This is a genomic window from Vibrio sp. 10N.222.52.B7 (genome assembly GCF_041474275.1).
GTDB classification, from domain to species: Bacteria; Pseudomonadota; Gammaproteobacteria; order Enterobacterales; family Vibrionaceae; genus Vibrio; species Vibrio crassostreae_C.
In genome coordinates this window covers 23,523-50,210 of sequence record NZ_JBFRTU010000046.1, presented here as the reverse complement: position 1 = coordinate 50,210, position 26,688 = coordinate 23,523, and the positions used below count along the sequence as shown (strand labels likewise).

25 protein-coding genes are annotated in these 26,688 nt (G+C 43.8%); 19 read left to right on the top strand and 6 right to left on the bottom strand.

Annotated features, from left to right (window positions below; all coding sequences use genetic code 11):
- Position 1 precedes the first annotated feature (1 nt).
- From AB4512_RS13615 to AB4512_RS13600, 4 genes are all read left to right on the top strand, one after another.
- A complete protein-coding gene (locus AB4512_RS13615; protein WP_372175045.1) occupies positions 2-721 on the top strand; it encodes an energy-coupling factor ABC transporter ATP-binding protein in 720 nt (239 codons plus the stop codon).
- A complete protein-coding gene (gene mobA / locus AB4512_RS13610) occupies positions 699-1,283 on the top strand; it encodes a molybdenum cofactor guanylyltransferase MobA (RefSeq protein ID WP_004733776.1) in 585 nt (194 codons plus the stop codon). The genes AB4512_RS13615 and mobA overlap by 23 nt, the downstream gene beginning before the upstream one ends.
- Positions 1,283-3,100, top strand: coding sequence for a bifunctional molybdopterin-guanine dinucleotide biosynthesis adaptor protein MobB/molybdopterin molybdotransferase MoeA (locus AB4512_RS13605; RefSeq protein WP_372175044.1), 1,818 nt, complete (start codon positions 1,283-1,285; stop codon positions 3,098-3,100). The genes mobA and AB4512_RS13605 overlap by 1 nt, the downstream gene beginning before the upstream one ends.
- A 281-nt stretch (positions 3,101-3,381) precedes the next feature.
- The gene (locus AB4512_RS13600) at positions 3,382-3,648 is read left to right on the top strand and encodes a DUF2960 family protein (protein ID WP_017063882.1); all 267 of its coding nucleotides are present in this window, start codon (positions 3,382-3,384) and stop codon (positions 3,646-3,648) included.
- A gap of 200 nt (positions 3,649-3,848) precedes the next feature.
- Here the strand turns inward: AB4512_RS13600 and nagK are convergent, their stop codons facing one another.
- The gene (gene nagK / locus AB4512_RS13595; RefSeq protein WP_017068179.1) at positions 3,849-4,757 is read right to left on the bottom strand and encodes an N-acetylglucosamine kinase; all 909 of its coding nucleotides are present in this window, start codon (positions 4,755-4,757) and stop codon (positions 3,849-3,851) included.
- Positions 4,758-4,919: 162 nt separating this feature from the next.
- Positions 4,920-5,666, bottom strand: a complete 747-nt coding sequence (locus tag AB4512_RS13590) for a tRNA-uridine aminocarboxypropyltransferase (protein ID WP_372175043.1) — start codon at positions 5,664-5,666, stop codon at positions 4,920-4,922.
- 68 nt (positions 5,667-5,734) lie between these two features.
- Between AB4512_RS13590 and AB4512_RS13585 the strand changes: the two genes are divergently transcribed.
- Entirely contained in the window at positions 5,735-6,538 is an 804-nt protein-coding gene (locus tag AB4512_RS13585) for a sterol desaturase family protein (RefSeq protein ID WP_372175042.1), read from the top strand.
- Positions 6,539-6,779: 241 nt separating this feature from the next.
- Here the strand turns inward: AB4512_RS13585 and AB4512_RS13580 are convergent, their stop codons facing one another.
- The gene (locus AB4512_RS13580) at positions 6,780-8,825 is read right to left on the bottom strand and encodes a methyl-accepting chemotaxis protein (protein ID WP_372175041.1); all 2,046 of its coding nucleotides are present in this window, start codon (positions 8,823-8,825) and stop codon (positions 6,780-6,782) included.
- 104 nt (positions 8,826-8,929) lie between these two features.
- Here AB4512_RS13580 and AB4512_RS13575 point away from each other — a divergent pair, with 104 nt between their 5' ends.
- Positions 8,930-9,415 carry a C40 family peptidase gene (locus tag AB4512_RS13575; protein WP_017059602.1) on the top strand — a complete coding sequence of 162 codons (486 nt, stop codon included), beginning with the start codon at positions 8,930-8,932 and terminating at the stop codon, positions 9,413-9,415.
- Between the two features lie 107 nt (positions 9,416-9,522).
- Here the strand turns inward: AB4512_RS13575 and AB4512_RS13570 are convergent, their stop codons facing one another.
- Positions 9,523-9,867: a DUF3802 family protein gene (locus AB4512_RS13570; RefSeq protein ID WP_010440912.1), complete on the bottom strand. Its 345-nt coding sequence runs from the start codon at positions 9,865-9,867 to the stop codon at positions 9,523-9,525.
- A 585-nt stretch (positions 9,868-10,452) separates the two neighbouring features.
- Between AB4512_RS13570 and AB4512_RS13565 the strand changes: the two genes are divergently transcribed.
- Both AB4512_RS13565 and AB4512_RS13560 read left to right on the top strand, forming a co-directional pair.
- Positions 10,453-11,319 carry a fructosamine kinase family protein gene (locus tag AB4512_RS13565; protein ID WP_017059601.1) on the top strand — a complete coding sequence of 289 codons (867 nt, stop codon included), beginning with the start codon at positions 10,453-10,455 and terminating at the stop codon, positions 11,317-11,319.
- A 63-nt stretch (positions 11,320-11,382) separates the two neighbouring features.
- Positions 11,383-11,586, top strand: coding sequence for a CPXCG motif-containing cysteine-rich protein (locus tag AB4512_RS13560; RefSeq protein WP_017059600.1), 204 nt, complete (start codon positions 11,383-11,385; stop codon positions 11,584-11,586).
- A gap of 108 nt (positions 11,587-11,694) precedes the next feature.
- Here the strand turns inward: AB4512_RS13560 and AB4512_RS13555 are convergent, their stop codons facing one another.
- Positions 11,695-12,303, bottom strand: a complete 609-nt coding sequence (locus tag AB4512_RS13555) for a riboflavin synthase (protein ID WP_017065861.1) — start codon at positions 12,301-12,303, stop codon at positions 11,695-11,697.
- 161 nt (positions 12,304-12,464) lie between these two features.
- Between AB4512_RS13555 and AB4512_RS13550 the strand changes: the two genes are divergently transcribed.
- Positions 12,465-13,835: an MATE family efflux transporter gene (locus AB4512_RS13550; protein WP_017063888.1), complete on the top strand. Its 1,371-nt coding sequence runs from the start codon at positions 12,465-12,467 to the stop codon at positions 13,833-13,835.
- Between the two features lie 101 nt (positions 13,836-13,936).
- Here AB4512_RS13550 and AB4512_RS13545 read toward each other — a convergent pair whose 3' ends face one another.
- Positions 13,937-14,779: a DNA ligase gene (locus AB4512_RS13545; RefSeq protein ID WP_372175054.1), complete on the bottom strand. Its 843-nt coding sequence runs from the start codon at positions 14,777-14,779 to the stop codon at positions 13,937-13,939.
- A 311-nt stretch (positions 14,780-15,090) separates the two neighbouring features.
- On the opposite strand from AB4512_RS13545, the gene AB4512_RS13540 reads away from it, so the two are divergent.
- From AB4512_RS13540 to AB4512_RS13495, 10 genes are all read left to right on the top strand, one after another.
- A complete protein-coding gene (locus tag AB4512_RS13540) occupies positions 15,091-15,420 on the top strand; it encodes an STAS domain-containing protein (protein ID WP_372082615.1) in 330 nt (109 codons plus the stop codon).
- A gap of 62 nt (positions 15,421-15,482) precedes the next feature.
- Positions 15,483-16,319, top strand: a complete 837-nt coding sequence (locus AB4512_RS13535; RefSeq protein WP_371725347.1) for an OmpA family protein — start codon at positions 15,483-15,485, stop codon at positions 16,317-16,319.
- Positions 16,316-18,415, top strand: coding sequence for an SLBB domain-containing protein (locus AB4512_RS13530; RefSeq protein WP_372175040.1), 2,100 nt, complete (start codon positions 16,316-16,318; stop codon positions 18,413-18,415). Before AB4512_RS13535 ends, AB4512_RS13530 begins: the two co-directional genes overlap by 4 nt.
- Positions 18,415-19,104, top strand: coding sequence for a tyrosine-protein kinase family protein (locus AB4512_RS13525; RefSeq protein WP_017059593.1), 690 nt, complete (start codon positions 18,415-18,417; stop codon positions 19,102-19,104). Before AB4512_RS13530 ends, AB4512_RS13525 begins: the two co-directional genes overlap by 1 nt.
- A 554-nt stretch (positions 19,105-19,658) precedes the next feature.
- Positions 19,659-20,651 carry an ABC transporter substrate-binding protein gene (locus tag AB4512_RS13520; protein WP_017063893.1) on the top strand — a complete coding sequence of 331 codons (993 nt, stop codon included), beginning with the start codon at positions 19,659-19,661 and terminating at the stop codon, positions 20,649-20,651.
- Between the two features lie 147 nt (positions 20,652-20,798).
- Entirely contained in the window at positions 20,799-21,698 is a 900-nt protein-coding gene (locus tag AB4512_RS13515) for a proline/glycine betaine ABC transporter permease (protein WP_017059591.1), read from the top strand.
- A complete protein-coding gene (locus AB4512_RS13510; RefSeq protein WP_017059590.1) occupies positions 21,691-22,923 on the top strand; it encodes a glycine betaine/L-proline ABC transporter ATP-binding protein in 1,233 nt (410 codons plus the stop codon). Before AB4512_RS13515 ends, AB4512_RS13510 begins: the two co-directional genes overlap by 8 nt.
- Positions 22,924-23,317: 394 nt before the next feature.
- Positions 23,318-23,722: an Hpt domain-containing protein gene (locus AB4512_RS13505; protein WP_017059589.1), complete on the top strand. Its 405-nt coding sequence runs from the start codon at positions 23,318-23,320 to the stop codon at positions 23,720-23,722.
- Between the two features lie 223 nt (positions 23,723-23,945).
- Entirely contained in the window at positions 23,946-25,457 is a 1,512-nt protein-coding gene (locus AB4512_RS13500; RefSeq protein ID WP_136978470.1) for a sigma-54 dependent transcriptional regulator, read from the top strand.
- Positions 25,438-26,544 carry a glycosyltransferase family 4 protein gene (locus AB4512_RS13495; RefSeq protein ID WP_372175039.1) on the top strand — a complete coding sequence of 369 codons (1,107 nt, stop codon included), beginning with the start codon at positions 25,438-25,440 and terminating at the stop codon, positions 26,542-26,544. Before AB4512_RS13500 ends, AB4512_RS13495 begins: the two co-directional genes overlap by 20 nt.
- Positions 26,545-26,688: the final 144 nt, after the last annotated feature.

The following is a 26,688-nucleotide window of genomic DNA, read 5'->3' as shown; positions in this document are numbered from 1 at the left end:
CATGAGTATAAAAATAACAACGCAGCAAATTTCAATGCGCTACAAAGAGCGTGTTTTGTTCCACATCCCTGAATTGTCGATCGGTCCGAACGATGCGATTTATCTTAAGGGCGATAACGGTGTAGGAAAAACCACTCTATTGAAAATTCTGTCTGGATTGATTAAGCCGACTTCTGGCCGTATTCAGTCACCGACACAAAGTTGGCAACATAACCTGTTCCCTAGACTAAAATTTAAAGACATCATCTATCTGCATCAAACACCTTACCTATTTGATGGTTCTGTGTACCAAAATGTCGCTTATGGGATTCGCTTTAGTAAAGAGAGCCAAAAAGATAAGCGAGCTCAAATAATTAATGCGTTGAGGATGGTAGGTTTAGAAACCCTAGCAGATGAACACATTTCTGTGTTGTCTGGTGGTGAACGTCAACGCGTAGCAATGGCACGAGCTTGGATTCTCAAGCCATCAATTTTGCTGATGGACGAGCCAAGTGCTTCTTTAGACAAAGAATCTATTGAAAGATTGGTGATTATGGCCGAAGATCTTCTTCAGAGAGGCGCGAGTTTAGTCATTACCAGTCACCAAACTAACGCGTTAACCGATTTATGTAAGAAGCAGTGGTGGATCAAAGACAATACTTTGACCGAGTCTCCGCTTCTGCAAGTTATTCAGAAAGATAAAGCACAAGAGAATATTTATGCTGCTTCCAACGCAAACTAGTTGGGTTATTTTGGCTGGCGGACAGGCCAGCCGCATGGGCGGAAAAGATAAAGGACTTGTTGAGCTCAACGGTTCTCCTCTTATTCAATACGTTATAAACAAGCTGTCACAGCAAGATGTCAGCATCACTATCAATGCCAACCGTAACTTAGACAGTTACCAAGCATTTGCTCCGGTTGTTTCCGATTCCTTCCCTGACTATCCAGGTCCATTGGGCGGCATTCATGCTGGCCTTAAAAACGCGAGTACAGACTGGGTCGGCTTTGTCCCTTGCGACAGCCCACAAATCAGTGACGACCTTGTTGAGCGTTTTTGTTCTGCAGTTAAAGAAGACAGCGACATTCTTGTCGCGCATGATGGCGAATTTAAGCAACCTGTATTCACCCTATTCCACAAACGTGTTCTACCAAAGTTAGAAGCGTTTTTGGAACGTGGTGATCGTAAAATCATCTTGCTATACAAAGAGTGTGTTACCGAATACGTTGATTTCAGCGATTCTCCTAACTGCTTTGTTAATCTCAACACGCCAGAAGAACTCACCCAATTCGGAACGCTTCAATAATGAAAGATTCTAAACAACGCCCTAACCTTCCTTTATTGGGCTTTGCTGCTTATAGCGGTACAGGCAAAACGACCGTACTTGAAGCCCTGCTTCCTCTGTTGACTGATGCGGGTTTAAAAGTTGGCGTGTTAAAACATGCTCACCACGATTTTGATGTCGATAAGCCGGGTAAAGACAGTTACCGCTTACGTAAAGCGGGCGCGAACCAAATGTTGATTGCTTCTCGTAATCGTCACGTGATGATGACAGAAACACCAGAAGCCGAAGCAGATTTTTATTACCTGCTGACTCGATTTGATACCAACACGCTTGATCTGATTTTGGTTGAAGGCTGTAAGAACATCGCCTTCCCTAAAATTGAACTGCACCGAGATGAAGTGGGCAAACCTTGGTTATATCCAAACGATAACAACATTATTGCTATCGCGGCAGACAGCCAAGTTGAATCAGAGCTGCCACAAATGGCGATCAGCGACTTAGAAGCGATTCGTGATTTCATCATCGATTACGCGCAGTCCTTTGACCTTGTCTCTACAACAGGCAGAGCCGTGTCATGCTCATCTTCAAAAGACGCAGCGCCAGCTGTTTGTTGTGATTCGTTCTCTCCTGCAGGTTTAACCGTTACTCAAGGCCAACAAAAGATTGTTGATAGCATTGACGCACTCGATCTCACAGAGAGTGTTGAATTACTGCAAGGCTACGGCCGCGTGCTGGCTGAAGATGTGATTTCGCCAATCAACGTTCCTCAAAATACCAACTCTGCAATGGACGGTTATGCAATTCGTAGTGAAGATCTAGAATTGGACAGTTACAACATCGTTGCTGAAGTCATGGCGGGTCACAGCTACGAGCAAATCGTGCAACAAGGTGAAGCCGTTAAAATCATGACCGGCGCACCAATGCCAGAAGGCGTTGATGTTGTCGTGATGCGTGAACAAGCCGTCCAAGATGGCGATAAAGTTAGCTTCCCTGATGCTAAAATCTCGGTTAGACAAAATGTCCGTATGGCAGGTGAAGATTTAGAAATCGGCCAACCTGTCTTTACACGTGGCACACGCATTGAAGCGCCAGAAATGGGCATGATGGCGTCGTTAGGTTTTGGTACCTGCCCTGTTCTGCGTAAAGTGAAAGTGGGTGTGTTCTCTACGGGTGATGAAGTTCAAGCGCCGGGTCACGAGCAAAAACCAAACTCTATCTATGACTCAAATCGTTTTACTATTATCGGCATGCTTCAAAAGCTCGGCTGTGACATCGTCGATTACGGCATCATTGAAGATGATGAGCAGAAGATGATGGATGTGCTGCATTCTGCGTCGCTTGAAACCGATATGGTTTTGACTTCTGGTGGTGTGTCTGTTGGTGATGCGGATTACATCAAGCTTGCGTTAGATAAACTGGGTGAAATCAACTTCTGGCGTATCAACATGCGTCCAGGTCGCCCATTGGCTTACGGTAAGATTGAGAACAAGCCGTTCTTTGGTTTACCGGGTAACCCTGTTGCTGTGATGGTGTCGTTCATTAACTTTGTTGAGCCTGCGATCCGCAAGCTTCAAGGTCAAACGAACTGGACACCAGTAAAAGCAAATGCTGTAGCAACTGAACAACTGCGCTCACGCCAAGGCCGTACTGAATTTAGCCGTGGTGTGTTCTCGATGAATGAATCTGGCGTGCTTGAAGTGAAAACAACGGGCAAGCAAGGTTCAGGTATTCTGCGTTCAATGAGTGAAGCGAACTGCTTAATCGAAATCTCTCCAGCAGTTGATACTGTGAAAGTTGGCGAGACAGTGACGATCATTCCTCTGCAAGGTCGTGTTTGATTCAAAGCTAAAACAGCTAAATTGACTTAGCTGCTTTTTAATTGACTTAGAAGCTCATTGCTAAGACATAGACGAAGCCCCTTCTATCGAGCTTTCGATGTTAAGGGGCTTTTTGTTCTTTTCGTTTCGTGAAAGACAACCTGTTCGTTGCCTAAAAGACAAATAGCTTAAATTACGCTAAACGTTAGAACGATAATCTTAAGATTTCTTATCATAACCTTGAGCCACGTACTGTTTTTATGTAGAGTGCGCGCAAAGTAATAATTCTATTGGAGAGCACCATGGCTCGTACCATTCTGTACACTTACAAAGACGAAGACAAAGAGTTACTGTTTTCAAAACAAGAACACCGCACGATCCAAGAAGCTGTTGCTGCAGCTGAAGGCATCGATATCTCTGAGTATCTAAAAACTGAGCAACAGCTTGAGTTGATTTCTGATACTAAAGCGGTTCGCAACTACCAAGACAACTACTTCCGCAAGCTTGGCTTTACTAAGCTTACGTTGAAGCAAAAAGACAATCTTGGTGTTGGTAAAAAGAAGAAGTAAGCCCTCTTGGCTCTTTTCTTGATATGTCGTTTCTAGCTTTTCGTTTGTAGCTAACAGCTAACAGCTAACAGCTAACAGCTAACAGCTAAAGAAACGAAAGCACTGAACAATAAAAAATGCCGCAGCCTCTTTCGAGATTGCGGCATTTTTATTTGTACTTTTTAACTATCTAACCTTAGCTAGCTTAACTTAAGTCACGATTACTTAATGTTAAGGAATGCAGCACCACGAACGCCGCCTGAATCACCATGCTTCGCTTTGATGATCTTTGGACATTTCGCTACAGACAGTAGGTATTTAGGGATACGCTTTGGCATCTCTTCGTAGATAAGTTCGAAGTTTGAAAGACCGCCACCCAATGCAACTACGTGTGGATCAAGACCGGTAAACAGGTTCGCGAAACAGATAGCCAATAGCTCCATGAAACGATCAACGTGCTCAGCCGCTTTTGCTTCACCTTCGTTGTACGCTTGAATGATCTCGATTGCTTTCTTCTTCTCGCCGAAGTAGTGCTCGTAAATCAATTCAAAGCCACGACCTGATAGGTAGCTGTCTAGACAACCTTTCTTGCCACAACCACAACCGAGTAACGGTGCGTTGTCGCCAAGGTGGAACCAAGCATCAATAGGAAGACGCATATGGCCCAGTTCACCAGCAACGTGGTTACGACCAGAGAACACTTTGCCTTCGTAAACTAACCCGCCACCAAAACCAGTACCTAGAATTAGGCCTGCTACTGATGGTTCGTCTTTAAGCTCGTCATCCCACGCTTCTGAAAGCGCAAAGCAATTCGCATCATTTTCAATTTTCACACTACGACCAATAAGTGCTTCTAGGTCTTTACGTAGTGGTTTCCCCGTTGAAGCTGGCACGTTAACAACCAGCATTGTGCCGTCGTCAGCATCTTCCATACCAGGAAGACCAAGACCAATTTTACCTTCGCAAGAAAATTCACTGTCGTACTTCTTCACCAAACCGGCAATCGTATCAAGTAGCAGTTGATAATCTTCAGTAGGCGTTGGTACGCGTTCTGTTGCTACTCGCTCAAGTTTTTCATTGAACGCACCAAATTCAATTTTTGTGCCGCCAACATCGAAGCCGTAATACATGAAATCTCTCCAATTTTTCCCTAAATTCGGGCAAATAAATTTTCAAATTAAACATCTAGGACGCATTATCCATAACACTCCCCCTACAAACCGTGATGGATAACAAACTTATCTCGTGTTCGAATCTGTTTGAACAACAAGTCAGCACAAAGCGGTTAAAGGTTAGAGTGACGTCTCATTTTTAGTGTGCTCTATGAAAGCGTTCAGGCTTGGTTTGGTTGGATCGGATTTATAACGCGTCTTACTTAGCATGTAGCTTTCACGAAATGTCTCAAACCACAGCTGTAAAGTCTTTGCGCCCTGCTCTTCACCAGCCTGTTTCAAAACCAAGCTCGCTACTTCTGCAGTCGAGAGATGTTGTTCGTTGTCTGACTTACGCATCATGTATTGCGAAACCGATTCTGGTTCGATCGACAACACCGGTAAGTCTTGCAGATACTCTGAACGACGGAAAATACGTCGTGCTTCGCGCCAACTGCCATCAATGAAAATCAGCAACAGTGTTTTGTTTGGGTCGCGCATTTGTGGCAGATCTTGAACCACACGTTTTTTGTCGTCGGTATAGTCTTCAGGGAATACGATCACAGGTTGGTATTTTTCATCTTTGAGGACATCCAACATCTCTTGATTTGGCTCAGTACGATGCCAAAGGTAGGCATAGCTGTCTTTAACGGTATCAAGGATTAAACGGCCGGTATTACTTGGTTTGAGTATTTCGTTGTCCGATAAGATCAACATGGTCGCGACGTTCGTATTTATGTCTGGTTGATGTTCACAGATACAGCTGTCTTGTTTGATTTTACAGAACTGACATCGAACCACTTTACACCCGCGCGCGTTAAACGGCTTGGTAGAAAGAGACAAACGGTGTTGATATAAACGGTGAAAAGCGTGGATTCTCATGGACAATAACGATAAATCTAGAAAAGTGGCACGATTGTACTTACAGTGTCCCTAGAATGATAGAAGGAATTCCCATGCAAGACCCATCACTGCTTCGCCTTGTTTGTTTTATTGTCGTTTTCGGACTGTGTGCGCTTTGGGAATACCGTTTTCCACGTAAAGCACTGACTCAAAGCAAATGGTTTCGCTGGGGAAACAACTTTGCGTTAGTCGCTTTGAACAGCTTTCTATTGGCCACTATAATTCCTATCGCAGCATTTCAAGCGGCGGTTATCGCACAAGAAAACCAATGGGGTCTGTTCAATACCCTGTCACTTCCGAAAGAATTGACCATTCTGATCTGTGTATTGCTCTTGGATTGTGCCATTTACCTACAGCACTTGGTGTTTCACCGTGTTCCTTGGTTGTGGAAGCTACATCGAGTTCACCATGCGGATCTAGATATCGATGTCACAACCGGAACGCGCTTTCACCCTATTGAGATGATTCTTTCAATGCTCATCAAGGTGAGTTTGGTGATCGCACTTGGTGTGCCTGTCATTGCTGTCGTGATCTTTGAAATTGTTCTTAATGCGAGCGCGATGTTTAACCATAGCAATGCACGTCTTCCGCTATGGTTCGATAAACGATTGAGAAAAGTGATTGTGACACCAGACATGCACCGCGTTCATCACTCAGTCATTGTTAAGGAAACGCACTCAAACTTTGGCTTCTTTTTATCAGTGTGGGACATCTGGTTTAAGACTTACCGCGCCCAACCCAAGCTTGGTCACGATAACGTTCAGATTGGCGTTCCCGAGATTCAAGATGGTAAAGAACAACGGTTAGATCTGATGCTACGTCAGCCATTTACTCAATTCCCGACGACGAAAAACTAGGTTTGAATTCGTTTGAGGCTCAAGCTTATCTTGAGACCAAACTTATCTTAATAACGAAGTTAGCTTAAATACAAACTTAGCTGAATGCCAAAACAAAACGCCCTTAGATTCTTGTGAGAACCTAAGGGCATTTCTGTATCGATAGTCGTTATAAGCGTAGTTAGTGACTAAGTGCTGCTAGTACTTAAACTCTTGCGCACACTAACTTAACTCTCACGCACGTTTATTTCAGCGCGCTTGTTTATTTCAGTACATATTTATGAAGCATAGCTTGTTGGTGCCCTGCTATCTCTCCGACTTGCTCTGAACTCTCGATCATAGATTCAAGTTGCAGTTTAGTATTCTCACCCTGCTCAGACACGCGAGTGATAGAATGCGTTACATCGACAGTCGCACGTGCTTGTTGTTCGGTTGCCACCATGATTTGTTCAACACGTCCTTTAATCTGGCTAACCGCGAATTCGATTTTCTCGAAGGCTTGTTTTACATCGCCACTGGTTTCCAGTGCGTTGGCCATTTCACTTCTCGATTCCGTTACAGAAGCGCGTGATCGGTCAGCCGCCGCCACCAATTCGTTCATCATATTACGAATATTAGTGGTTTGCTGGGAGGTACCACTCGCCAGTTTACGTACTTCATCGGCAACCACTGCAAACCCTCGGCCTTGGTCTCCTGCTCGCGCTGCTTCTATTGCGGCATTCAATGCGAGTAAGTTAGTGTTTTGAGCAATACCACTAATTACGTCAACCATTTCACGAATCTGTTTAACGCGAATATCCAAGTCCGTCATCGATTCTTGATTCAGGCTAAGAGATTGCTCGAGTGCTTGTAATCGCTTCTGATTAAGGCCGACCACTTGGCTACCATTGACTGATTCGTCTTCTGCTATCTGCGCGTCGTCATTCGATGCGTTAGAGATACGAGCAATCTCACCAATGGATGCTTCAAGTTCAGTAATCGTAGTAATCATATTCTGAAGTGATTCGTTCTGCTCATTCAAGCTTGAATTGGTTTGCTCTGCGGCGTCATGGCTTACTTCAGCCGTTTGATAAAGCGTCTCACAGTTACGCGTTACTAAACGAACCGAGTCCGCGGTTGAATCAACGACCGTATTGAGTTTTGAAGTAATAACTTGCAGCTCTAGCGGCCCCAGTAATTCACTCTGTTTAGAGAAGTCATGATCTGCCAGTGAACTCAACTGTTGAGTTATGTTTTTAAGCCCTTTATTCATCCAACGGCGTAACACGAACCATGAAATCACAATGATTACGGCAATCACTAGCCCGCTGATAAACAACACACGATCAATATTGGTGATGGTTTGATTTACAACCAGTTCACTTTCATCAATCAGGTGGGAAGCGGTGGAAGACAGCTGATTCAATGTGCTAATGACGGTGTTCGCTAAGTTAATGACTTGCGTTAAGTTTTGCTCTTGCTGCTGAACCAGTTCGAGTTTCAAGAGGATTTGTTTGATTACGCCTTCTTCGGTAAAGCCTTCTTTCACCATCTCGTAAGGCGCCGTCAAGCTCGCGAACTCAGCGATATCTGGGTGCCAATCGGCAAAGTCGCTGTAAGCCAAGTTCAGACCTGCGATTCGGTTTCTCAATTGACGGTATTCGTCTTGTGCTTTATCAATGTCAGGTTGCATCATCAACATCAAGAAGGTGTTCGCCATAGCAGACGCGCTGGATGTAAATCGGTTCGCTGCATCGCTCGCTTCTGGGTTGTCTTCAACCAAGAATGAGCTGATTCTATTCATTTCTGGTCCGATAGACCCAACGCCATAACGGAACTCGCCCATTTTACTGTCGATCAGATTTTGCTTACTTTGAATTTCGATCTGTGCCAGCAGTACCGTGTTGGTCATGGTTTGCAGTTGCGCCATGTCATCGACAAGGTTTTGTTGTTGCTCTAAAGAGATTGCATCAGGAAAAGATTGGGAGATAAAAAGGAGTTCCTCTAGCGTGGTATTGCTCTCTTTAGCGAGTTGGTCAATTGAGCCCCTTGTGGCATTCAGTGTATCTAAGTCGGTTGATTGGGTGCTGTAAGTGAGAAGTTTTACTTGTTCTAATACGCTTTGCGTTAATTCGGCATTATGTAGAGCAAGGGGTAATGCTTGTTCCGAGAGTGCATCAAAATGTCCCCCGACCCGTTCAACGCCCCGAATGCTAACCATTGATAAAAAAGTAACAAGTAAAAGAATGGAAATAAATACAGCAGTGACGGTTTGAATGAGCGAGAATGTATAACGTGAGGGTTTTATTGATAAATTTGTGTCGGGCATGTGAAATCCAGTTTGACTACGAAAAGAGATATCCTTAAGTTAGGTCGTATACTAGAAGTCCTTGATGACGTTTTTATTTCAGTTTTTTGTCAGAAGAGTTACATATGAAAATCAGAAAAATGGCTGTAGTTACAATAACTTTAGCAACATTGGCTGCTTGTAGCTCGTCACCTTCGCCTTCTCAGCTTAGTCAAACCGCACAGAAACCCCTATCAAAGTCAGAACAATTGACTACAAACGCTTATATGAGCGTGTATGAACAGTGGAAAGGCGTGCCATACCATTTCGGTGGGACCTCATTTCGAGGTATAGATTGCTCTGCTTTTGTTCAAATCGCCGTGCAAAATGCGACTCAACAAGCTCTACCAAGAACCACAAAAGACCAGAGTAAAAAGGGAAAAGAAATTGCGTATGGGCAGGCAACAAGCGGTGACTTGGTGTTTTTCAAGACTTCGATGACGGTGCGACATGTAGGCGTTTATTTAGGAAACAACCAATTTCTACATGCCTCGACATCGAAAGGTGTCATTATTTCTAGGTTAGATAACCCTTACTGGGCATCCAAGTTTTGGCACTTTAGGCGTTTATAGCGGTTCGAAAGATAAACCGCTGAGCGAGGTAACTCTAGAAAGATACGACTTAAACGCCCGTTGTTATTATGCTGATTAATTACGACGATAAATGAGCAAACAAACCGTTAATCGTATTTAGCAACAGCAGTATCAAACAGGTTCTTCACTAACGCGATGTACTCATCGAGGAATACAATTTGTTCGTTAGTCGCTTTCTTAGCCCACACACCCGCTAATACTTCACCAAGATCCGCTACTACGGCATCTGCTTCTTTCAAAAGTTGAAAACGAACGCTCGAATGCAACTCTGGGTTTTGCTCGAAAATAGCCATGATGTTCGTTGAAATCATGTCGGTAACAATGTCTTCGACACTTTCGTTTCCAGTATCACCATTACTATTGGTAAACACATCAAGGTTGAATGATAGGTGCTCGATTAAAGCCAAATAGCCATCGGTTTCTACAACCACAATAATTCTCCGTTTTAAGCTCTAGAGCAGATTAATACGTACTTGCCTAATACTATGTAAATGAAGCTATTTGTCATCACTTTATTGCCCAAAACCACATTTAAATGATCCTAGTTAGTATTTCAGCTTAAAATTAAATCGATATAGCTTTATGTGGTATACCTGCCTACTTACGACATAAGTAAATTCACGCTAAAGAAGTGTAAGACAAACTTTGAAGCAAAGTATTGCGCCAGTTAACAATAGCCCTTTCAACTTACTCTAAAAGCTCATTTGATTTAGTCGCTAGACAATAACAAGCTCAAACCTCTTTTCCAGTTTGTGGCGTTCAAAACCGTTTCGATTGTGAGACCAGTTCCAAACTATTTCATCACGTCAGGTTTTCAATTTATGTTTGTATTTCAAAGAGCTTGAATCAGTTCGAGTTCACAATTCGGCCAATTGATTCTACGTAAGATGAAGAAGAGCTAAGAACATTGACGAGTGCGTCTATAAATTGTTCAGATTTATCCTAAACTATTGCTATTAAACAAACAGTATTTCTAACCTTCAATCTTTTTAACTTTCAGTCTTTGAGGATTTCCTATGTGGCAGGCCATTTCTCAACAACTTTCAGATACTCTTCTATTTAACTTTCAGATTACTGAACGTACCAAGGTTTCTGGTGGCGACATTAACGATTGCTATATGATCAGCGATGGTAATGAGCGTTACTTTGTGAAAGTGAATCAGCGAGAATTTTTACCTAAGTTTGAAATTGAAGCTGAGAACTTACGCTTGTTAAGAGAAACCTCCACTGTTTACGTTCCTGAGTTGGTGCTTATTGGCAAAACCAAAGAGTGCTCGTTCATTATTCTGAATTACTTGCCGACCAAACCGCTCGAGACGGGCAACAATAGCTTCGATTTCGGCGTTCAGCTTGCGCGGCTTCATCAATGGGGCGAGCAAAAAGAGTTTGGTTGCGACCAAGACAACTATATCGGCAGCACACTTCAACCCAACCCTTGGCATAAGAAATGGGGTCGCTTTTTCTCTGAGCAACGCATTGGTTTCCAACTGCAACTGCTCAAAGAGAAAGGCATCGAGTTTGGTGATATCGATGACATCGTTGATGTGGTGAATATGCGTCTTGCTGGCCACAACCCTCGCCCTTCTTTGCTTCATGGGGATCTTTGGAATGGCAATGTAGCAAATTCAGCCTTTGGGCCAATCTGTTACGACCCGGCTTGTTACTGGGGGGACCATGAATGCGATTTGGCATTAACGGAATTGTTTGAAGGTTTCCCTAAAGAGTTTTATGAAGGTTACCAGAGCGTCAATCCACTCGACGTTGGCTATACTGATCGGAAAGACATTTACAACTTGTACCATCTTCTTAACCACTGCAATCAATTTGGCGGCGAATATTTAGCACACACTGAAGCATGCATTCAGAAGATACAGGCCGTTTAATACCAATTACAGCTGTTTATAACCGAATACGATTGGTATCAGTTACAGTGAGGAGAATTTGCCATGCATAAATACACAGAGAAACATGTCTCCTGTCCGCATTGTGGGCACGGTATTAACATCACGCTTGATGCATCTAATGGTAGCCAAGACTTCTATGATGATTGTCCAGCGTGTTGCAATGCCATTCATTTGGATATGCAGGTTGACGAAGTAAGAGACAGAATCAACCTTTCGATTGATGCCGATGATGAACAAGTATTCTGACAATCAGTTTCTCGTTTAAACCATGATCAAAAAAGAGCACCTCACGTGCTCTTTTTTAATTTGGTCATCGGTGTGATTTTATTGCCACCGATTAAATGCGCTTAGTGGCTATTTCTGGTTCGCTAATACACGCTCGACAGTATCAACAATTGCCTGCGTTTGTGGATCGAACTCAATGTTCACTTGGTCGCCTACTTCACGGCCGCCAAACAGAGTACGATTCAGAGTTTCTGGGATCAGGTGAACAGAGAAACGGTTCTCTTCCACTTCACCAATCGTCAATGAACAACCATCAACGCCGATGTAACCCTTACTCAACACATACTTCATTGATTCTTGAGGCAGCTCAAACCAAAGCGTACGGTTGTTTTCTGTTTTAATCACATCGACTAGGTTAGCCATCAGAGTAATGTGGCCAGACATGCTATGCCCGCCAATTTCGTCACCAAACTTTGCTGCACGCTCAACATTCACTTTGTCACCAACATTCAGTTGGCCTAAGTTCGTCAATCGCAATGTCGCTTGCATTAAATCAAAAGCAATCTGGTTACCTGAAATTTCCGTTACCGTTAAGCAACAACCGTTATGAGCTACTGAAGCACCAATGGCTAATCCTTCAACCATTTCATCGCTTAGCTCAATGGTATGAGTTTGAAACGACTCTTTTTTGTTGATAGCAACCAGTGTTGCCATGCCTTGAACGATACCTGTAAACATAAGATTCCTATTTAGCATTCTAATAACAGTTTTTCATAGCAGTTATTGTGACATTTCTTTATGATTCGTCCAGTGGAAGCTTAAGATCATTGTCTCTGATTCCTTCAGAATGTCCTTTCCTACACTATTATTCTAATTTTCCCTCTTATTTGGAGTTGTTTGTGCATCGTTACAAAGAAGAATCCTCGAATCTAATTAAACTTGCGACCCCAGTATTGATCGCATCCGTTGCACAAACTGGAATGGGTTTTGTTGATACCGTAATGGCCGGTGGCGTAAGTGCTATCGATATGGCGGCGGTTTCGATTGCAGCAAGTATCTGGCTACCATCAATCCTATTTGGTGTTGGTCTATTGATGGCGTTGGTTCCTGTCGTTGCACAACTGAATGGTTCTGGTCGACAAGTAAAAATTCCATTCGAAATTCAACAAGGCGCATTTTTAGCGCTCGTCATCTCCCTTCCAATCATTGGTGTGCTTTTTCAAACACAATTGATATTGGAGTGGATGGACATTGAACAACTCATGGCGGAAAAGACCATCGGCTATATGAATGCGGTGATGTTTGCTGTACCCGCTTTCTTGTTGTTCCAAACATTGCGAAGCTTTACCGATGGTATGTCTTTAACCAAGCCTGCGATGGTGATTGGTTTTATTGGCTTGCTATTAAACATCCCGCTGAACTGGATGTTCGTATACGGAAAACTTGGTGCTCCTGCTCTGGGTGGTGTTGGCTGTGGCGTTGCAACGGCTATCGTATATTGGGTGATGTTTGCACTACTGTTCGCTTACGTTTTAACATCAAAGCGTTTGGCGAAAATCAACATCTTCGGTACGTTCCATAAACCGCAACTTAAAGCTCAAATTCGTCTGTTTAGACTTGGTTTCCCTGTGGCGGCCGCTATCTTCTTCGAGGTAACTCTGTTTGCGGTGGTTTCTCTGTTAGTTGCACCATTGGGTTCATTGATTGTTGCCGCGCACCAAGTCGCGATCAACTTCTCTTCGCTGGTCTTCATGATTCCAATGAGTATCGGTGCAGCCGTGAGTATTCGTGTTGGCCATAAGTTGGGCGAAAACAACACCGAAGGTGCGAAGATCGCGACACACGTGGGTATCATTGTTGGTTTAGTGACAGCCCTTATGACAGCGGCGTTAACGATTCTGTTTAGAGAACAGGTTGCATTACTTTACACAGAGAACACGGCAGTAATTATGGTTGCAATGCAGTTGCTGTTGTTCGCGGCGGTTTATCAATGTACTGACGCCATCCAAGTTATCGCTGCGGGTGCTCTGCGTGGCTACAAAGACATGCGTTCAATCTTCAACATCACCTTTGTGGCTTACTGGTTGCTTGGTCTTCCTATCGGTTACATCTTGGGTATGAAAGATTGGATTGTTGACCCTATGGGTGCGCACGGCTTCTGGATTGGTTTCATCGTCGGTCTAACGTCAGCCGCGATTATGCTGGGTATGCGTCTACACTGGATGCACAAGCAGGACGATGACGTTCAGTTAGAATTTAGTTCTCGCTAGATTCGTACTCGCTAAGTCGGTCTATCTGATTTCGAATAAAAAAAAGAGCTCTGATTTTCAGGGCTCTTTTTCGTTTAATGGTCAGGTAGATCGTATCTGCCTTAATATTCACTCTTCTCTCGAACAAAGCGCGCAAACTTGGGTTTTCCGTTTTGAGTAAAACCATTGTAACGAAAGGTAATACGGCTGCCGATCTCTGGCGGTGCGAGTCTCATTTGGTCACTGAACCCGCTGCCTATATAAAATTCCACACCCTCTTCTGTGTGAACCAAGATTGAACCCATCATCCCTTTATACTTCCCTGTCCCACCCTTGTAGCCAATAACTGTGGCTTCGGCATCGTGATGCCTTTTGAGCTTTAACAGGTCATTACTTCGGCCTGCTTGATAACGACTGGTGATCTTTCTAAGCATCAAACCTTCGCCATTACGCTCATCGACATTATCAAGTTGATGAAATAAAGCCTCTTCACTGTGAATTGGTACATGTTCTATGTAGCTGACATGAGATTCTCCAATCACGCTTACCCAATGCAAAATGTTGTAATAGCGCTTTTGGTAATCTCCTGCGGCGCCTGGCATATCAAACAGCATGAAATCGATTTGGCGCCATGCTGTGTCACTCGGCGTATGATCGAGAACGGTAGATTGAACAAGGTGGAACTTGCCCCTTCCTGCCCACAACTCTCCTTCGAGATGGACCTTAGGCAAGTTTTCAGTAAACCACTTGGGTGAGTAAATGCGATTACCATTGCGTGTATAAAGATGTTGTCCGTCCCAAAGAGCCCGAATCCCATCAAGCTTTTCACTCTTCCAGTATTCAGAAACATCTATGCCTTGCTGGTAAGAGTTTGCAAGCACCAAATAGTCGGGCGGTAAATAGGATGAATGAGAAGAAAGCGAACACGCCCATAGAGTGGCTAAAGCCAGTTTAGTTAATCTCATCATCTGCTCCGTATTAATAACTGTAGTAGTCAACAAATACCTTTAATCCTAAGCGTTCTGACACGTAGGTAGACAATCTTTGCTAGAAGATGCGATCCACTCACCAACCTTATCTAACCCTTTCATCTATTCATTGAATTAATGACTTATGACTCTCATATGATCCGCCGTTTTTAGTTCTCAAATTGAGAAATGCCTTTTCTCAATTTGAGATGGGAATTCACTACAAATATAAGCTATTGAAAAATAACAACATAAAAGTTGGCACATTCAGTGCAGTTGTCCATACATACTTAAAAGGAGATATCGCTATGGAACTACGTAAGATTGATTTAAACACAACGACACTGACACTTTCTATTTTCGGTGATCTGGATGCAGCAGGCAGTCGTGATGCACAAACCGACATTGATGATGTGATTTCTAACGATGGCCACCCTGAAATCGAAGTTGATTTTAGCCAAGTTGAGTTTTTAGATTCATCTGGGGTTGGCGCGATTGTTTATATGTTCAAACGTCTGACTGAACGCGAGCGTATTATGCGACTTGAAAATGTGACGGGGCAACCGCTTGAAATTATGAACTTGCTGCGTATTGGCCACGCTATCCCAGTAAATTCAAAAAATCCTGCAAATTCATGAAGAACCACTAAGCTAGAAGTAACAAAAAATAATAAGAAAAATTAGAAACATAGGACGTTGGCATGAAAATACTGAAAAACTACATAGCCCTTTCTCTGTCCGCTCTCGTTCTGGGTGGCTGTACTAGCTATCCTGAACAAGGCACAGGGGGTTTGGCTGAAAGTTACGATTCTATTAACTATCAAAACTCAGACTTCTCTCCTGTCATGCCAGACGAGCCTCTTGGTCCAGAACATGGATTACGCTTTGATTGGCAGCTTGCTAAATTGCACCTTGATGCCTTGATCCAAGAAGGCGCTCGTTGGTGCTTCCCCGCTGCTGTTGTTCAAGCAATCGAAAAGCAAAATCGTATTGCTCGTGAACTTCAAGGCGGTCTACTACTGGATGCAGCCAACGATTTAGTGATCCAAAGAAAACGCCTAAATGAACTTGAGGTCCAACTGGATTACGTAACTTCACAAGCCCGCTGTGAGCCACCAAAAAATGAAAATCAATTTAGAATGCAACTGTCGGTTATCGAACAGTTGTATGACCTGCTTAATGTTGACAACCAATTCGCGGAAGATTCGATTGAAGTAAACCCGAAGTATATGGGAAGACTTGCGGAAGCAACCAGTTTACTGAAAGAACACAAATCTCTAGACCTTGTGGTTACCGGCCATGCTGATGCAACGGGTGCCGAAGAATACAACGACAAGTTAGCACTTGGACGAGCGAAACAAGTCGAACGCTACCTGACTATTTTTGGACTAGGCGCTCAACGAATCAAAGCCGTCTCTGTTGGCGAAACCGTCCCTCTTTTTGAAGGTGAATCCGACGGCACGCGTTTAACGAACCGCCGAGTAAGTATTGAAATTGTCTCGCCTAAGAATGCCGAGAAAATGGGAGGTGGATTATGAAATCCTTGATCGCTTTTATCATCACCCTATCGTTATGCTTTGCGAATGTCGTCAATGCTAACGATGAGTTTTCAGACGCGGTTCAAGTCGGTGATCTAATCCAAGTTAACGTACCCGGTGAAAGTACCTTAAACAAGGGGTTCCAAGTGGATAAGCGTGGCCGTATTACTCTTCCAGAAGTAGGCGCTGTGTTTGTTGCGGGTTACGACAGCGAACAGCTTAACAAAGTCGTTATAGAGTCGCTGGCAACCGCTTACAAAGATCTTTCGAACGCTTCAGTGTATGTAAAAGAGCAGCAAATCATCATCTACGTGCAAGGTTATGTAGAACAGCCTGGCGAATACACGCTCTCATTAGGTTCTAGCATCCAAATGGCACTTTACGCTGCGGGTGGTTTACGCCCGGGCGCGCAACTGGATAAGCTGATTCTTAAGCGAGGCGCAGATAAGAAAGAGTTTAACTACAAACGATTCCTTGATTCAGGAGACGAGTCAGCATTACCTACTCTTCAATCACTGGATTCACTATTCGTTCCAGCTTCTCCATTAGTCGGTAACATCGAGCAAGAGTTTGACGCAGCAAAGCTTGCTAACTCAGGTGACAGTGCTGATTCTCGTAACTCCATCAAAGTGTTTGGTGAGGTGAACGCGCCGGGTTCGTTCACTTACAAAGAGAACACCGACCTTGTCGACGTACTTATGCGTTCGGGCGGCGTAACTCGTTATGCCAGTGTTGAGCAAATCCGAGTGATTTCGAACAACACCCCAACGCTATTCAACCTAAAACGTTACTTAGATTCTGGTGACGAAAGTCTGCTTCCAATTTTACGCCCGGGTGCGACCATTTTCGTTCCCAAGCAAGAAGAAGAGATCAAATCCGGCGCCAACATGGTTTACGTAATGGGCGAAGTCGCAGCCCCTGGTGCTTTTGAAGGCAAAAGAGACGCGACCTTTATGGATATCTTGGCGAATGCGGGCGGCCCAACTCGATTTGCAGAGTCACGACAAATCCGTGTTATCAAAGCAGATGGCAGAGTGCTTAAATTCGATTTAGCGGCTTACACTGAAGGCTTACCTAACTCTAACCCTCCTAGCATCAAAGCTGGTGACGCGATTTTCGTTCCCGAGAAAACCGACATGAACGAGAAGTCTTGGTTGAAAATCACGCCAGACAGAGCAGTTAACGTGATTGGTGAGGTGAATCGACCTGGTCGTATTGAATGGTCAGATGAAATGAATTTCATGGGATTATTGGCACACGTCGGTGGCCCTACGCTACGCGCTGACACATCGAAAATCGAAGTTGTTACTGGTAGAAAGCTAGTTGTGTTTAACCTTGATGATTTTATTCGAAATGGTGCGCCACGTGACCAAATGCCACAAATTCGAGCGGGCTCTATCGTGCGTGTTCACGACTTGCCACAAGATCCTTCAGACAATAAATCACAATGGGTTCGTCAAAGCTCTGATGCTTCGATCTACATCTTTGGACAAGTGAATGCACCCGGTCGTTACCGCTTCACCAAAGACATGCACTTCCTTGATATCTTGTCTGCGGCTGACGGTCCAACAAAGGATGCCGACATCCACAACGTTCGAGTAACGCATCGTGACAAAACCTATTCGCAAGTAAGCAAACTTAACTTATCACTGTACTTTGAAACCGGTGACGAATCGTTACTGCCAAACGTAACCACTGGCGACACGATTTACATCCCAGAGAAAGGCAAAAACTGGTTAGATACACCGAAAGAAGAAACCGTTCGTGTGCTTGGTGCGATTAACAATCCGGGGCGTTATGTGTTCAACGACAACATGACCATTCTAGATATTCTGGCAGAAGCAGCAGGCCCTACCGACAATGCTTATGTAGAAAAAATTACCATCGTCAATATGTCTTGCTGCCAAGGTCAGGCTCGTACTTTTGACCTTGTTGAATTCAGCAAAACGGCGAACATTTACAACTTGCCGGTGCTACGCGCTGGTGACACGATTTACATCCCAGACCGTCGCGAAAGCTTTATTGAAAAAGCACGCGTCGGACTTGATGACATACTGCGTATCACCACCACCATCGTATTAATAGGAGCTTTATAATGACAATTTCAGCGACCCATGCCGAAGTCGAGCAACTGTATTTAGCTTCTGAACTTAACGGCCAAAAATCAATATGCGTCACCGCCTGCCATTCAGGTGACGGCGTAACATCTATTGCAACCGCATTAGCCGAGCGTTTTCTTCTTGCGGGTCATTCAACACTTTATGTTGATCTCAACTTATTCAACCCTGCTTTCAAAGATTTGAATATGCTAGAAGATAATCAGCAAGGTCAATTGATTGAACATGTTGAATCTCAGCGTACGTTTATCGGTGTACCTGCTCCACAAGTTGCTTCAACGCAATTGGCTTATAAAGATCCGACAACGTTACAAAACGTGGTCAACAAATGGTTAGAGAAATACGACAGAGTCATCATTGATACCTCACCGCTTCTCAACATAAACAAAGGCAACATTCCGGCTCAGTCTGTGGCGAGTGCTTGTGACAGCACATTGATGGTTGTCGCCTATGGTGAAACGTCGAGTCACCACCTAGAACAAGCGAAAAAGCTGCTTGATGCACAAAGTATCAACCTAATGGGCTGCGTGATGAACATGAAACAAAAGCCTAGCTTTGCACAAGAGATGGTCAGACAAATCAATCGAATGAAATTCATCCCCGCTAAGCTTCGCGATAGCTTGGCAAACAAGCTGTATCAAAATGAGTTTTTGAACCTTCCGATGTAACTTTCTTTTGCTACTTTCTGGCTGTCATTAAACCATGACAGCCACCTATCCTATTAGACTTCAAGCTCCAAAAGCTCTGAATAACTCAAAACCAAATTGGGTATTTTTGGCGAAGTTATTCTTAAAAATAAGATTTTAAAAACCATTCAACGCATTTCACACACATCAATCATGGTCTTACCCCCTTTAAATTCCTTCAAAAATCAACAGCCCCACGCCTAACTTTAGCGGTAATGTGACACAGACGGTTAAAGTGCCATGTAAATCGCATCAAAGATGGAATTCGTACGATTATTCCCTAAGATTATAAATAGAGGTGGTTTTTGACGAATTTGTAATAGTTTGACAAAGTTATCCGATGGCTGTTGAAACACAGTGGATGAATTGGCAAATCACACTTCACTGACTTTGCACGTTTATCTATTCAAACTTCACCCATCCCTCCTTCTGCTCAAATGGTTCAAATACACGGAAAGGATCACCATCGAGCAATTTAGATAATCAATTTACCTTGGTTACCTTAGTTGTATTATTAAAGAGAAAGGAAACTCAATATGAAATACAAGTTAAGCTCCGTATTTTTGTTAGTAGCAGCAGCCAGCGGTAATGCTAACGCTGGAGAATGTGGCAGCGTAACAATCGCAGATATGAACTGGAACTCTGCAACACTGATCGCCAATATCGACCAATTCATCCTTGAACATGGTTATGGGTGTGATGCTGAACTTATCCCTGGCGACACTATGCCAACAGGCACGTCTATGATCGAAAAAGGCCAGCCTGATGTTGCACCTGAACTTTGGAGCAACAGCTTAAAAGACGCATTAGATAAAGGTGTTGAAGAAAAACGTCTTCGCTACGCAGGTAAAGCACTTGTGAACGGCGGCGAAGAAGGCTTTTGGGTTCCAGCTTACCTAGTAAAACAGTACCCTGAAATGGCAACCATCGAAGGCGTACGCAAAAACGCAAGCTTATTCAAACACCCTGAAGACCCAGATACATCTGCATTCTACAGCTGCCCTGCAGGCTGGAACTGTCAGATCAGCGCCGGAAACCTGTTTAATGCTCTTGAGCTAGAAAACAGCGGTTTCACGATTGTTGATCCAGGCTCGAGTGCCGGCTTATCTGGCTCTATCGCAAAAGCTTATGAACGTGAAGAAGCTTGGTTTGGTTACTACTGGGCACCGACGGCTGTGCTAGGTAAATACGACATGGTTAAAGTCGACTTTGGCAGTGGCGTTAATGAGGAAGAGTTCCTTAACTGTACCACTAAAGAAGATTGTGAATCGCCAAAAGCGACCATGTACCCGCCTTCACCTGTTCACACGATTACCACTGAAAGTTTTGCGTCACGTGCTCCTGAAGCATACGACTACTTTACTAAACGTGGTTTCACGAACGACAAAATGAACTCGCTACTTGCTTGGATGGAAGACAACCAAGCTGATGGCGAAGAAGCGAGTCTGCATTTCTTAAGTGAATTCCCAGAAGTATGGCACCCATGGGTTTCTGAAGAAGTGGCTAAGAAAGTTGAAGCAGAGCTGTAAGAGCTTGATTTAATAACAAGTAATTACGCTTCAACAATAAAACAGAAATAACGTCGCTATACTTGATGTTATTCATGATTCGGAGCCCTTTTCATTAGCGATTTTCTTATCGCATGGACAAGTGGCTCCGAACTATAAGGATATAAAATGGCTGACAGCAATTGGTTATCAAGCTTTCCAGAGATGGAACGCGGTGATTTACGAACCATAAAAAAGACGCTAGATGGCGCATACCGTGAATTTTCCCGTGAATACGGCGAAATGATTGAATCTCTCTTTGACCCTCTTCTTTCATTCCTCGTTTGGTTTGAAAAACTCCTTATCTCAACACCTTGGATTATAGTCCTGGCTGTGTGTACCAGCCTTGTCTACGCAGCAAGCCGTTCTTGGAAACTGGCTCTAGGCTGTGTTGCTTCTCTACTTCTCATTGGTTACTTTGGAATGTGGGAAGACACCATGCGGACGCTCAGTATCATCACTGTATGTACCTTGGTTTCAATATTCTTGGGCATTCCGATTGGTATTGCGATGGCTCGTTCAAATCGAGCTCAGTCAATTGTTACGCCGATGCTCGATATCATGCAAACCATGCCTGCGTTCGTTTATTTGATTCCAGTGGTAATGCTACTGGGCATCGGTAAGATTCCAGGGCTAATCGCCGTGGTTATCTACGCGATTCCACCTGTAATTCGTCTAACTAACCTAGGCATACGCTTAGTTGATAAAGAAGTCCTTGAAGCCGCTACCGCTTTCGGTGCGAGCAAAAAGCAACGCTTATGGGGTGTTCAACTTCCTCTAGCAATGCCAACGATCATGGCGGGTATTAACCAAACCATCATGATGGCACTGTCTATGGTTGTTATCGCATCCATGATTGGTGTGAAAGGCCTAGGACAACCGGTTCTCAAATCGATTACTAACCAGTACTTCACATTAGGCTTGATGAATGGTTTCGCCATCGTTGCCCTCGCAATCCTTTTTGACCGCGCTTCTCAGGCGTACGCAAGAAGAACTAATGCGCATTTAGGAGGATTCAAGCATGACTAAACCATTGATTGAAATTAGTGGTCTGTACAAGGTGTTTGGACCGAAACCAATGTCTGTTATGAACCGAGTTCAAAACGGCGAACACAAAGATCAGATTCTTGCGGATACGGGTCATACCGTTGGTTTAAAAGAGATCAACCTTGAGATTAACCGTGGTGAAATCTTCGTTATCATGGGGCTTTCTGGCTCGGGTAAATCGACGCTGATTCGCCACTTCAACCGTTTGATTGACCCTACTCAAGGTAAAATCATGGTTGAAGGCATTGATGTGATGAGCCTCAACACTAAACAGCTAGAAGAGTTCCGTCGTCATAAAATGTCGATGGTATTCCAACGCTTTGGCTTAATGCCTCATCGCACTGTGGTTGAAAACGTTGCGTACGGGTTGGAAGTACAAGGCATCAAAAAAGAAGACCGTTTAGCAAAAGCCAACGAATGGTTAGAAACCGTGGGCTTGAAAGGTTACGGCAAGCAATACCCTGCGCAACTTTCAGGTGGTCAGCAACAACGTGTTGGCCTTTCTCGCGCTCTGTGTACTAACGCTGAAATCTTGTTAATGGATGAAGCCTTTTCGGCACTCGACCCTTTGATTCGAAGTGAAATGCAAGATCAGCTTATCGAACTTCAAGAGAAGCTTCATAAGACGATTGTTTTCATCACTCATGATCTGGACGAAGCACTCCGCCTAGGCGATAGAATCGCAATTTTGAAAGACGGCGAGTTAGTACAACAAGGCACACCACATGAGATTCTGCTAAATCCAGCCGATGATTACGTGGAAGCGTTCGTGAAAGACGTAAACCGTGCTCGTGCACTGACCGTTGAAACCGTTATGCAGCCTCCTCTGTATCGAATCACATCAGAAACGATTGAAGGTGCTCTGGCACAGATGAAGATGCTGAAAAACGATTACGCTTATCACGTAACGGATGACGGCTATCAAGGCCTAGTCACACAAGAGAGCCTACAAGACGCAGTTGAAGATTCATCGGTACATGATTTTAGTGATGAGATATACGAAGAAGTCCCTGCCATCTTACCAGATGCGGTGATTGAAGAAGTGCTACCGGACACTATGTCTTGTGACTACTCTCTTCCAGTTGTTGATGAAGACGGTAATCTAAAAGGTGAACTCGAGAGAAGCGCTGTTGCTGATATCTTCTCAGAAAGTAGCGAGGAAGAAGTAGAAGCCGACCCAAAGCCAAAAATTGATAAAGCTTCGTAGTCCTACTTTTCGTGATTTAAAGCACGGCTGTTTAAATTATCATTGTTTGGGTTATCGTTATTTGAGTTATTGCTATTTAGATTAGCCTAAACTACATAAACCGCTCTAAGACCACTGTTGTTAATTCACTGCAGTGGTCTTTTTTATTTGTATCGGGCTCGTTTTCTTCTGAGATCTACCCGCACCTTAGGCTTTATAGGCACCTAAGTTTATATTTCATAAGAGAAAACAAAATAAAATCAGTCCGTTAGGTTTGTCACAAACCCAATAGCAAGATGAGTGAGATGCCAATTAAATGCTCTATTTGTACGGCAACCAGTTGAAATTATTCTAGAAAATGACTAAAACTTAATAGTATTAACAGATATTAAGCTCAATAAAAGGACTTAGTTTGATGAATTCTACTTTAGCGTCAGACGCAGCTACAAATCTAAACTCACAACAAGTGAGCGAGCTTGTCGATGAAAGCGTTCTGGAGCAAATGATTCGCGATACAAGTGCGGACATTATCCCTATCTTGATCGACCATTATGTCGAAGAATCACAAACACGCTTGGTCGCTATAAAAGAGGCAGTCACGCAGAAAGACGCTCAAACACTTGAGTTCGAGGTCCACACTCTCGGCAGCACAGCGCTTTCGTTAGGTAATCGCCCTTTGGGTGAATTAGCTCGAGCTTTAGAAAAGCTATGTTTAGAACAGAGTCATGATGCGGCATTTCGACAAGTTGATGAATTACTAGAGCTCGCAGAGCGTTCAATAAAAGCCTTGCTTGAAAGGAAAGAGGCAGGCTTCAGCTAGCTTTGCATGTTCATTATCGGTATCAGATTAAAAACTCAAAACAGTCGTTATTAATATAGTCGCCATAAGATGGGCTCCATCATGAACAGCAATGCGAGAAGTTATACAGGCCGCTTCTTAAAAGATTGCATGTGGTAGATAACAAATACACAAGACTCGTATTGATGGTTGCATATCACTATGTTATTGATTGGTTGGGATAAAGTTTCAAAAGGAATACACAATGCGCCCTAAGGTATTGTTAGTTGAAGACTCCACCTCACTCGCCGTACTCTACAAGCAGTACGTAAAAGACGAGCCCTATGATATTTTCCACGTCGAAACCGGCGCGGAAGCTAAGACCTTCATTGAAAGGCACTCTCCACAGCTTGTGATTCTCGACCTTAAGCTTCCTGACATGCCAGGCGAAGAAGTCTTAGATTGGATTACTGCTAACGAAATACCGACCGCTGTCATCATCGCGACAGCGCATGGTTCAGTAAACATCGCGGTAGACCTTATCCAACGCGGTGCAGAAGACTTCTTAGAGAAACCCATTCAAGCCGATCGACTCAAGACCTCTGTTAGCTTGCATCTAAAAAGAGCGAAACTCGAAAACCTCGTCGATAACATGCAAAGCAAATTCGATCGTGATCGTTTTCATAATTTCATTGGCTCTTGCCTACCCATGCAGGCGGTTTACAAGATCATTGATTCGGTAGCACCAACCACTGCCAGCGTGTTTATTAACGGCGAAAGTGGTACAGGTAAAGAAGTGTGTGCGGAAGCGATTCACCAAGAGAGTCAGCGTAATGGTAAACCCTTCGTGGCCATTAACTGCGGCGCTATCCCTCGAGACCTAATGGAGAGTGAAATCTTCGGTCACGTTAAAGGTGCGTTTACCGGTGCGACAACCGACCGGAAAGGTGCAGCAATGCAAGCGCATGGCGGTACCCTATTTCTCGATGAGCTTTGTGAAATGGAACTGGAGATGCAGAAGAAGCTCCTCAGATTTTTGCAAACTGGTACGTTTACTCCACTCGGTGGCAACCGCGAGATTAAAGTGGATGTCAGAATTATCTGTGCGACCAACCGCGATCCACTGGTTGAAGTAGAAGAAGGACGTTTTAGAGAAGACCTTTACTATCGTGTTCACGTTGTGCCTATCGAGATGCCACCGCTTCGCGAGCGAGGGAGTGACATTGTCACTCTTTGCAATCATTTCTTGAAGCTGTACGCGAAGCAAGATAAGAAGAAGTTTAAATCAATAGACAAAGAAACGCAGAATCTACTTAAACGTTATGCGTGGCCAGGCAATGTGCGTCAGTTGCAAAACATCATCCGTAACATCGTGGTGTTGAACAATGAAACGAGTGTGACTAAAGACATGTTACCGCCTCCGATTAATAAAGTAGATGCCGCTCCATCATCTAAATCAGTGACACCAATTCGAGTAACTGCGCCTCAACCTGCAGTTGTTGAAGCACCAGAAGCTAAGTTGCCACCGATTACTCCGGAAGAGTTGGAACAATCGTCAGTTGCTCAAGCTCACAATGAGCCGATGACGCCTGCATTTACCACAAGCGAAGGTGCTATTCGTCCAATGTGGCAAATAGAACGTGAAGCCATTCAACATGCCATCAATCATTGCGATGGGAATGTGTTAAACGCTGCTGTGCTGTTAGAACTTAGCCCTTCTACTGTTTATCGTAAGAAACAGGCTTGGGAATCGGAAGATGAGTACAATCAAGCCTAACCAAGGTGTACTCGACATAAACCTTCATGAGATTTGGCTGTTGATCGACAGCCAAACTTTTGGAGGTATAGAAACGCATGTTTTAGAATTAGCACAAGGCCTGATATCGGAAAGCGCTCAGTATTCAGAGGCTGTTCGTATCGTTCTTTTGACTAAGTTTAATCCTGAAGCGATCATCGTTGAAAAGTTGAATGCGCTAAACATCTCTTTTAGTTACCTCTCCGATTTAGCCTCATGTTCTGTAGATTCAAATGGCAATAGCGCGACACAGCTGAAACGTGCAGTTCAACATTATCAACCAAGGCTTATCCATGCTCATGGTTACAAAGCCAGTTTGGTCAGCAAGTTAATCAAGCTTCCGCCTCGTTTCAACAACACAAAGCAAATCACCACTTATCACGCAGGTGAAACCCCAACAGGCAAAGTATGGCTTTATGATTGGCTCGACCGTTACAGCAGTTTTCTTTCTGATCAGTCGCTCGTGGTCAGTGAAAAGATTAAAGCGAAAGTGCCGAGTCAAACCCATCAATTGAATAACTTTGTTAAAATGCCAAGCGGGTTAACAAGCTCCCCTTCATCAAGCCCATTCCATGTTGGTTTTGTGGGGCGATTGAGCCATGAAAAAGCGCCTGATCGATTTGTTGCATTAGCCAAACAGTTTCCTGATGTTCGGTTTGAGCTTTTTGGTGACGGGCCAGAAATGGACATCTTAGTTAAATCGCAGCCTGATAATGTGACCTTTCATGGGCATCAGACCAATATGGACGACGTCTGGAGCCAAATCGATCTGTTAATCATCCCTTCTCGCTTTGAAGGCTTACCTATGGCGGCATTAGAAGCCATGATTCGTGGCATTCCCGTTCTCGCCACCTCAGTTGGTAACTTGCCTCAACTCATCGAGCATCAAGTTAACGGCTACCTTGCAAATTCAGAAGCTGAGCTAGAACAGTTTTTATCTTTGTGGATGTCATTGACGAACGAGCAGCGTGACTCTCTCAAGAGTCACGCGATAGAAACCGTGAAAAACCAATACTCTCCACAAGCCGTTGTCCCGCAGTTGTTGGAAATCTATCAACTCGACCGTTAATTCTAGCCTTAGTCGATAACTGGTTATTTGGGCTTGATGATTTAAGTACTTTAGTCAGTTTTATACTGATTCTCAAAATGACAAAACTCACCTCAAGGCTACGCCCTCACTTAATAATCCAACATAAATCAGTAAGTTAAACAA

What these genes read in the sequence shown, in the direction of transcription:
- AB4512_RS13545 (WP_372175054.1), bottom strand. Translation starts at nt 14,779, where the DNA reads ATGAGATTAACTAAACTGGCTTTAGCCACTCTATGGGCGTGTTCGCTT.
- AB4512_RS13530 (WP_372175040.1), top strand. Translation starts at nt 16,316, where the DNA reads ATGAAATCCTTGATCGCTTTTATCATCACCCTATCGTTATGCTTTGCG.
- AB4512_RS13565 (WP_017059601.1), top strand. Translation starts at nt 10,453, where the DNA reads ATGTGGCAGGCCATTTCTCAACAACTTTCAGATACTCTTCTATTTAAC.
- mobA (WP_004733776.1), top strand. Translation starts at nt 699, where the DNA reads ATGCTGCTTCCAACGCAAACTAGTTGGGTTATTTTGGCTGGCGGACAG.
- AB4512_RS13520 (WP_017063893.1), top strand. Translation starts at nt 19,659, where the DNA reads ATGAAATACAAGTTAAGCTCCGTATTTTTGTTAGTAGCAGCAGCCAGC.
- AB4512_RS13555 (WP_017065861.1), bottom strand. Translation starts at nt 12,303, where the DNA reads ATGTTTACAGGTATCGTTCAAGGCATGGCAACACTGGTTGCTATCAAC.
- AB4512_RS13575 (WP_017059602.1), top strand. Translation starts at nt 8,930, where the DNA reads ATGAAAATCAGAAAAATGGCTGTAGTTACAATAACTTTAGCAACATTG.
- AB4512_RS13500 (WP_136978470.1), top strand. Translation starts at nt 23,946, where the DNA reads ATGCGCCCTAAGGTATTGTTAGTTGAAGACTCCACCTCACTCGCCGTA.
- AB4512_RS13540 (WP_372082615.1), top strand. Translation starts at nt 15,091, where the DNA reads ATGGAACTACGTAAGATTGATTTAAACACAACGACACTGACACTTTCT.
- AB4512_RS13605 (WP_372175044.1), top strand. Translation starts at nt 1,283, where the DNA reads ATGAAAGATTCTAAACAACGCCCTAACCTTCCTTTATTGGGCTTTGCT.
- AB4512_RS13560 (WP_017059600.1), top strand. Translation starts at nt 11,383, where the DNA reads ATGCATAAATACACAGAGAAACATGTCTCCTGTCCGCATTGTGGGCAC.
- AB4512_RS13510 (WP_017059590.1), top strand. Translation starts at nt 21,691, where the DNA reads ATGACTAAACCATTGATTGAAATTAGTGGTCTGTACAAGGTGTTTGGA.
- nagK (WP_017068179.1), bottom strand. Translation starts at nt 4,757, where the DNA reads ATGTATTACGGCTTCGATGTTGGCGGCACAAAAATTGAATTTGGTGCG.
- AB4512_RS13515 (WP_017059591.1), top strand. Translation starts at nt 20,799, where the DNA reads ATGGCTGACAGCAATTGGTTATCAAGCTTTCCAGAGATGGAACGCGGT.
- AB4512_RS13580 (WP_372175041.1), bottom strand. Translation starts at nt 8,825, where the DNA reads ATGCCCGACACAAATTTATCAATAAAACCCTCACGTTATACATTCTCG.
- AB4512_RS13495 (WP_372175039.1), top strand. Translation starts at nt 25,438, where the DNA reads ATGAGTACAATCAAGCCTAACCAAGGTGTACTCGACATAAACCTTCAT.
- AB4512_RS13585 (WP_372175042.1), top strand. Translation starts at nt 5,735, where the DNA reads ATGCAAGACCCATCACTGCTTCGCCTTGTTTGTTTTATTGTCGTTTTC.
- AB4512_RS13600 (WP_017063882.1), top strand. Translation starts at nt 3,382, where the DNA reads ATGGCTCGTACCATTCTGTACACTTACAAAGACGAAGACAAAGAGTTA.
- AB4512_RS13505 (WP_017059589.1), top strand. Translation starts at nt 23,318, where the DNA reads ATGAATTCTACTTTAGCGTCAGACGCAGCTACAAATCTAAACTCACAA.
- AB4512_RS13615 (WP_372175045.1), top strand. Translation starts at nt 2, where the DNA reads ATGAGTATAAAAATAACAACGCAGCAAATTTCAATGCGCTACAAAGAG.
- AB4512_RS13535 (WP_371725347.1), top strand. Translation starts at nt 15,483, where the DNA reads ATGAAAATACTGAAAAACTACATAGCCCTTTCTCTGTCCGCTCTCGTT.
- AB4512_RS13525 (WP_017059593.1), top strand. Translation starts at nt 18,415, where the DNA reads ATGACAATTTCAGCGACCCATGCCGAAGTCGAGCAACTGTATTTAGCT.